Annotated in this window: 1 protein-coding gene; it reads left to right on the plus strand. The window is 29.5% G+C overall.

The window, feature by feature from the left end; translation table 11 throughout:
* The first annotated feature begins 383 nt into the window (after positions 1-383).
* Entirely contained in the window at positions 384-1,481 is a 1,098-nt protein-coding gene (gene opgC, locus AAEY98_RS22095) for an OpgC domain-containing protein (RefSeq protein ID WP_351019686.1), read from the plus strand.
* Positions 1,482-1,612: the final 131 nt, after the last annotated feature.

Consider the following 1,612-nt stretch of genomic DNA (forward strand, 5'->3'; position numbering starts at 1 on the left):
AATGAAAGACCCAATACAGCAATTGGTGGTGTCCCACCAAAGCAAAAACTGGCACTAGTGGCCTAAGTCTCTACTTTGACCTCAGCTAAAAATGGGGAGATTACCTATTTAATTGACTAAAAAACGTTCACGATCTCGCCCTGGTAGCTCAGCAAGATATTTTATGATGAAACAGTATTTATGATAAGACATTATTATTCCACATATGTTCAGGAGTAAAGTTAGTTAATGGTATAACAATTTCAAACGATGTATACTCACCATTGACATGAACAATAAACAAATTTTCGATACTTTGTGATTTTTCTACTTATGTTTATAGTTAAGAGAATAATTTTAAAAGGCGATTTTTACAGACTCGTGAATATAAAGAGAAATATATTATGAATCGTATTGTCGGGTTAGATCTCGCTAGAGGTATTGCGATTTTTTTTGCGATGACATCACATACATTTTCAGCATTAAATTATAATGCAGGATTGTCTATGAATCTTGTATTCAGAACTTCTACACCACTATTTATTGTTGTTTTTGGATTTTTTTTGCATAGAATATATTTACGAAAAATGAATGAATCTGGATTTGAAAATATTAAAATAAAACTTTGGACAAGGGCTGTTCAATGTTATGTGTTGTATGCGTTAACTTGTGTTTTATTGGGTCTTTCTATGCAATATAGCATTGCTTATACACTAAGAATGATAATTTTTTTAGGTGGTACACCTTTTACTGATATTTTAAAGTATTACACTTTGATTTTAATTTCTGCACCTTATCTATTACTGTTTATTTCTCGATATGGTTTAAAGTACGCGATTGGTTTAAGTTTTATTCCTCATGTACTCAGCTTTTTTTCACTATTAAAACCAATTACATTTATACCTTTTGGTCACTACTTATCTGCTATGACTTATGGTGGAGGTGAAATCGTTGCCGGCCCCTCAATTTTACACTCTTTTATTTTTATTTTATTAGGATTTTATCTTTCAGTTATATTGCAAAATGAAGGATCACGTTCAAGTATTTTTAAAAATGATAAAAATCGTTATATTTTAATGGTTAGCATTGTATTATTATCGTCTTTATTTGCACTTTATGCAACTGGTAATATGACTATTGATGATTTGTCGGGGATGTCATTACGTAATAGCAATGCCTACCCATATTTTTTATTTGGTTGTTTATCTTCTATTTTATTTATTGAACTTTCTCTGTTAACCGCTCACTATGTGAAGCAAATTTATTTAAGTCCATTTATTTTGTTTGGTTCGTCATCGTTAATACTCTTTAGCTTTGGGAATTGTATATTATACTCGATTTATGATGAGTATCAGTTTTCGTTTTTGTTATATTTATTGATTTTATTGTGCTTTTATTTTATTTGTCATATTAATTTTTCACTAAAAAAAGTACCATCAAAACGTTTTCAATTTATCCTAGAGTATATAAGTGTTGGGTATGTTAAATTATTAATTAAGTGATATTGCATCTTGAAGTAATGTTGTCACTAAAAATATAATGCATGTGCATAAATTAATGGGTAATCCCCCCTAAAAATAGTAGATTTCAAAAGTAGAATTTTCTCGTAATATATACGCAGGGAGATTCTGCA

The sequence above is a fragment of the Shewanella sp. AC91-MNA-CIBAN-0169 genome (assembly GCF_040310165.1).
Lineage (GTDB): Bacteria > Pseudomonadota > Gammaproteobacteria > Enterobacterales > Shewanellaceae > Shewanella.